4 protein-coding genes and 1 pseudogene are annotated in these 5,954 nt (G+C 41.1%); all 5 read left to right on the top strand.

From position 1 onward, the window contains the following. Positions 1 to 194: pseudogene (locus tag ACW6OJ_RS07190) on the top strand (phosphoribosylformylglycinamidine cyclo-ligase); the annotation flags it as partial. An 85-nt stretch (positions 195 to 279) separates the two neighbouring features. Continuing rightward, positions 280 to 873, top strand: coding sequence for a phosphoribosylglycinamide formyltransferase (gene purN / locus ACW6OJ_RS07185; protein WP_456096157.1), 594 nt, complete (start codon positions 280 to 282; stop codon positions 871 to 873). A 102-nt stretch (positions 874 to 975) separates the two neighbouring features. Next, complete coding sequence (purH, locus tag ACW6OJ_RS07180; RefSeq protein WP_456096156.1) at positions 976 to 2,508, top strand: bifunctional phosphoribosylaminoimidazolecarboxamide formyltransferase/IMP cyclohydrolase; 1,533 nt, start codon at positions 976 to 978, stop codon at positions 2,506 to 2,508. Between the two features lie 17 nt (positions 2,509 to 2,525). Further along, positions 2,526 to 3,794 (top strand): phosphoribosylamine--glycine ligase, encoded by a 1,269-nt coding sequence (gene purD, locus ACW6OJ_RS07175; RefSeq protein WP_456096155.1) that lies wholly within the window; start codon positions 2,526 to 2,528, stop codon positions 3,792 to 3,794. Continuing rightward, positions 3,778 to 5,954: phosphoribosylformylglycinamidine synthase (locus tag ACW6OJ_RS07170; protein ID WP_456096154.1), on the top strand; the 2,177-nt coding region annotated here is incomplete at its 3' end. The genes purD and ACW6OJ_RS07170, both read left to right, overlap by 17 nt.

Below are 5,954 nucleotides of genomic sequence, written 5' to 3'. Positions count from 1 at the left end.
AGAGCTTTAACATGGGTGTTGGTCTAGTAATGATAGTTGACAAGGATGAGGCTCAGGGCCTAGTAGACTACATCAATAATAGGCCTAGTGACAATGTAGACTTTGTAGAGGACAAGTACAAGGCCCTAATGGATGACAAGGCCTATATCATAGGTAGTGTAGTAGATTCACATGAGGGTGTAGACCTAGTATAAGAGGGAATATGGGGCAGGTGGATAATCCCATTTAGGGTAATAGGCCTGTCTAGATGGATAATATAGAGAGTAAAGAGGTATTTTGATGAAGAATATAGCTGTACTAGTATCTGGTGGTGGAACCAACCTACAGTCTTTAATCGATGCTGTTGAAGCTGGTAGGATAAATGGTCAAATCAAACTGGTTATATCCAACAAGGAAGGGGCTTATGGTCTAGAAAGGGCCAAGAACCATAATATAAGGGCAGTATTTGAGAAGGACGAGCAGGCTATTATTGATATTATGAAGGAAAGCCAAATAGACCTAGTAGTCCTTGCAGGCTTCCTAAAGATACTTGGTCCTAATTTCACTAAGGCATTTGAAAACAGGATAATTAATATCCACCCATCCTTGATTCCATCCTTTTGTGGTAAGGGATATTATGGCCTAAGGGTCCATGAGGCAGCCGTAGAATACGGGGTAAAGGTAAGTGGGGCTACAGTCCACTTTGTTGATGAAAATGCTGATACAGGCCCTATAATCAGACAGGAAACTGTAGAGGTTCTTCCAGAGGATAGTCCTCAAGACCTACAACAGAGGGTTTTGAAGATAGAGCATAGGATTTTAAGTCAGGTAGTTGCCGACTATTGCGATGACAAGATAAGAGTCGTTGGAAGAAAGGTATTTATAGACAACTAATGATATATTCACCATTTTGGTTGAGATTAGATATTTAAGGTTCAGGTTTAAGTTAAGTATAGTAAGCGGATAGAGCATTTAGTATGAAAGGGGTACATAGAATTGAAGAGGGCTTTGATAAGTGTTACAGACAAGACTGGTCTTGTAGAATTTGGTAAAAAATTAAATGAGTTTGGATATGAGATAGTTTCAACAGGCAATACCTTCAAGAAGCTTCACGAAGCAGGCGTGAATGTAATGCAGGTAGAATCAGTTACAAACTTTCCAGAAATATTGGATGGAAGGGTAAAGACTCTTAACCCATATATTCATGGTGGCATCTTGTATAGAAGAGATCTTAATTCACATGTAGAAACAGTAAATGAGTTAAATATAGGGTCTATAGATATGGTTGTAGTTAGCCTATATGACTTTGAAGGTGCTGTTAGGAGTGGCAAGTCCCATGAAGAAATAGTCGAAAATATAGATATAGGTGGTCCGTCAATGATCAGGTCGGCCTCAAAGAACTACAAGGATGTTACAGTTGTGGTTGATATAGCTGACTATGGTATGGTGATTGAAAAGTTGTCTCAGGGAGGCTTGACAGAAGAAGACAGAAGGCAGCTAGCCTATAAGGCCTTTGCTACAACTGCTAGGTATGATACTCTTATATCTACGTACTTTGCAGGCGTGGTAGGAGACCAGTTCCCAGATATACTAAATCTTACATTTGAAAAGGATTCAGAGCTTAGGTACGGTGAAAATGGTCACCAGAGGGGCTTTATGTACTCCCAGCCTAATGCAAAGAACCCAATTATAAATTATGAACAGCTACACGGTAAGGAATTATCCTTCAATAACATAAATGACCTAGCAGGTTGCTTAGAATTTATGAGGGAATTCAAGGATTCAGACCAGGTATGCAGTGTGGCTATCAAGCACTCAAATGCTTGTGGTGTAGGTCTTGCAGATAGTGTGTATGAGTCATATATGAAGTGCTTTGAGGCCGACAAGGTATCAATATTTGGTGGTATCCTAGGAATTACATCAAAGATAGACAAGGCGACAGCGGAAAAGATAAATGAAATCTTCTTGGAAATAGTAGTTGCTTATGACTTTGACCAGGATGCCCTAGAAGTATTAAAGCAAAAGAAGAATCTAAGAATATTAAAGCTAGCCAAGATAGAGGATAGCAAGCAAGCATATGATATGAAGTACTTGGATGGAAAGCTATTGGTTCAGGATAAGGATAGGGTTTTAGCCGACAAGTGTGAAGTAGTTACTAAGGTCCAGCCTACAGATGACCAGCTAAGAGATATGGAATTCGGCATGAAGGTTGCAAAGAACTTAAAGTCTAACGCCATAGCTATCGTTAAGGATGGCCAGACTTTGGCAGTAGGATGTGGTCAAACATCTAGAATATGGGCCCTTTCTAACGCTATAGAAAATAACAAAAATGAGAAAGACTTCGAGGGTGCGGTCCTAGCATCCGATGCCTTCTTCCCATTTGACGATTGTGTAAGATTGGCAGCTGAATATGGTATAAAGGCCATCGTTCAGCCGGGTGGATCAATAAGGGATGAAGATTCAATCAAGGCCTGTGATGAACTAGGAATTAGCATGGTATTCACAGGGATCAGACACTTTAAGCATTAATATAGGGGGAGATGAGTATGAAGATTTTAGTGGTAGGTGGTGGAGGAAGAGAACACGCCATCTGTTGGAAGCTGAGCCAGGAAAAAAATGTGGAAAAGGTCTACTGTGCACCTGGTAACGCAGGTATAGCATCAGTTGCTGACTGCCTAGATATAAAGGATACGGAATTAGATAGATTGGCAGACTTTGCAGAGGAAAATAAGATAGACCTAACAGTTGTAGGACCTGAAGTTCCCCTAGTAATGGGCATATCAGATGTATTCGCAAAAAGGGGTTTGAGGGTCTTTGGACCAGATGCTTCCTGCTCTAGACTAGAGGGTAGTAAGCTATTCTCCAAGGAATTCTTTGTGAGGCATGATATTCCTACGGCTAAGTACAAGGAATACACAGATATAGATAAGGCCATAGAGGAGATAGACTCCTTTGGCTATCCAGTGGTTATCAAGGCCGATGGTCTAGCTGCTGGTAAGGGGGTTGTAATACCTGAAAATAGGGAGGATGCCATAGCTACCCTAAAGATGATAATGGCAGACAAAAAGTTTGGTGACGCTGGTAACCTTGTAGTAGTTGAAGAGTTTTTGACTGGTATTGAGACTTCAATACTGGCTTTTGTAGATAAGAACACAATAGTACCTATGGAATCAGCCAAGGACCACAAGAAGATATTTGAACTTGAAAAGGGACCAAATACAGGTGGTATGGGAACCTTCTCTCCAAGTACAATATATACAGAAGACCTAGCCAAGAAGGTTTATGATGAGGTATTGATAAAGTCTCTTAAGGGATTCCAGGCAGATGGGCTTGACTATAGGGGAATCCTATTTGTAGGCCTAATGATTACTCCAAATGGAGAAAGGGTACTTGAATATAACTGTAGGTTTGGGGATCCTGAAACTCAGTCAGTATTGATGAGGCTAGAAACTGACCTAAGTGAGATAATGCTGGCAATTACAGAGGATAGGTTGGCAGACTTAGATATCAAGTATACAGATGATGCAGCTGCCTGCGTTGTATTAGCATCTGGAGGCTATCCAGAGGACTATGAAAAGGGCAAGCTAATTAGTGGCCTGGAGGATGTAGATGACAGTATAGTGGTATTCCATAGTGGAACTAAGTTTGATGGAGACAAGATAGTTACAAACGGTGGTAGGGTCCTAGGAGTGTGCTCTAGGGGCAAGGATGTTGAGGCCGCTGCCAAGAATGTCTACAAGAATATAGACAAGATAAGTTTTGAAGGGATGCACTATAGAAAGGATATAGGGGTTGATTATGAGCAGGGTAAGTAGAGTTTTTGTTGAAAAGAAGGACGGTTTTGCTTTAGAGTCTCTCGCAATGCAAAATGATATAAGAGAAAGTCTACACATAAATGTAGGTAAGCTAAGGGTAATTAACAGGTATGATGTAGAGGGTATAGGCCAGGAAGCCTACAAGAAGGTTGCTGAGACTATTCTTTCAGAACCTAATCTTGACCAGGTCTACTATGAAGAAATACCAGGTTTGGGTGATGAAAGAGTCTTCGCCATTGAGTACCTACCAGGCCAGTATGACCAGAGGGCTGACTGGGCATCAATGTGTGCAGAAATCGTAAATGAAGGAAAGAGACCAAATATAAATTCTGCCAGGGTAATAGTTATAGAAAATACTATTAGCGACCAGGAATTTGACAAGATAAAGGACTACCTTATTAATGCAGTTGACTCTAGGGAGGCTTCATTAGACAAGCCAGAAACCCTAGCTCTTGAATATGAAATACCAGAGACAGTAGCTATCCTGAATGGATTTATAGACCTAGACTCTTCAGGCCTAGAAAAATTCCTAGCTGATATGGGTCTTGCTATGACTTTAGAAGACTTAAAGTGTATCCAGGTCTACTTCAAAGAGGATGAAAAGAGAGATCCAACTATAACTGAGATAAAGGTTCTAGATACATATTGGTCAGACCACTGCAGGCATACCACCTTCATGACTAGGCTAGCAAATGTAGAAATTGAAGGGGGTAGGTTTACAGATCCAGTAAAGGATACCTATGACCAGTACCTAGCAGACAGGAAATTTGTCTATGGTGACAGGGACAAGGATATATGCCTAATGGATATGGCGACTGTAGCAATGAAAAAGCTAAAGAAGGAGGGCAAGCTAGCCGACCTTGATGAAAGTGAAGAAATAAATGCTTGTTCAATAAATATAGACGTAGAGGTTGATGGTAAGAAGGAAGAATACCTTCTAATGTTCAAGAACGAAACACACAACCACCCAACAGAAATAGAACCATTTGGTGGTGCAGCAACTTGTCTTGGTGGTGCTATCAGAGACCCATTGTCAGGAAGGTCATATGTATACCAGGCCATGAGGGTAACAGGATCAGCAGACCCAAGAACTTCCCTAGAGGATACTCTAGCAGGTAAGCTAATGCAGAAGAAGATAACTACAGAAGCAGCCAGTGGATATTCATCATATGGTAACCAGATAGGTCTTTCAACTGGCCAGGTAGCAGAGGTATACGATGAAAACTTTGTTGCCAAGAGAATGGAGGTTGGTGCAGTAATAGCAGCAGCTCCAAAGGAAAATGTAATTAGAAAGAGACCAGAGGCTGGAGACGTAATCATCCTACTAGGTGGAAAAACTGGTAGAGATGGATGCGGAGGAGCAACAGGATCATCTAAGGAGCACAGTGAGGAATCTATCTCTACTTGTTCTGCAGAGGTTCAAAAGGGTGATGCCCCTAATGAAAGAAAAATCCAGAGGTTCTTTAGAAATCCAGAAGCTGTAAGGATGATAAAAAGGTGTAATGACTTCGGTGCAGGTGGTGTATCTGTTGCTATAGGTGAAATAGCCGAATCGCTAGATATCAACCTTGATCTAGTGCCTAAGAAGTATGATGGCCTAGACGGTACAGAGCTGGCCATATCAGAATCTCAGGAAAGAATGGCAGTTGCTATAGATGCTGAAAATATGGATAGGTTCATAGAGTTGGCAGGTCTGGAAAATTTAGAGGCTACTCATGTGGCAACTGTTACAGATACAGGCTACCTAAGAATATACTGGAATGGCAAGGATATAGTAAATATAAGAAGGGCCTTCCTTGATACAAATGGATCTAAGCAGGATACAGATATAAGGGTTGAGGGAATTGACCCAGAATCTGGATATGTAGACTTGACTAGTCTAACAAGCCAGTTTGAGACTATAGAAGACAAGTACCTAGCAGCTATGTCAGACCTTAATACTTGTTCACAGAGGGGACTAGTAGAGAAGTTTGATAATACTATAGGTGGTAATACAATTATTATGCCACTAGGTGGTAAGTACCAAGCTACACCAGCCAATGGTATGGTTGCCAAGATACCAGTACTAGGTGGTGAAACGAATACGTCATCTATAATGACATATGGATATAACCCAAAGATCGGTAAGTGGTCTACTTTCCACGGAGCTATGAATGCAGT

It is taken from the genome of Peptostreptococcus sp. (genome assembly GCF_977045075.1).
The sequence above is the reverse complement of the archived record's forward strand: the minus strand, read 5'-3'. Positions and strand labels throughout refer to the sequence as shown.

Bases quoted from the DNA above. Each gene is read 5' to 3' on its own strand.
- purD (WP_456096155.1), top strand. From the start codon at position 2,526: ATGAAGATTTTAGTGGTAGGTGGTGGAGGAAGAGAACACGCCATCTGT.
- purN (WP_456096157.1), top strand. From the start codon at position 280: ATGAAGAATATAGCTGTACTAGTATCTGGTGGTGGAACCAACCTACAG.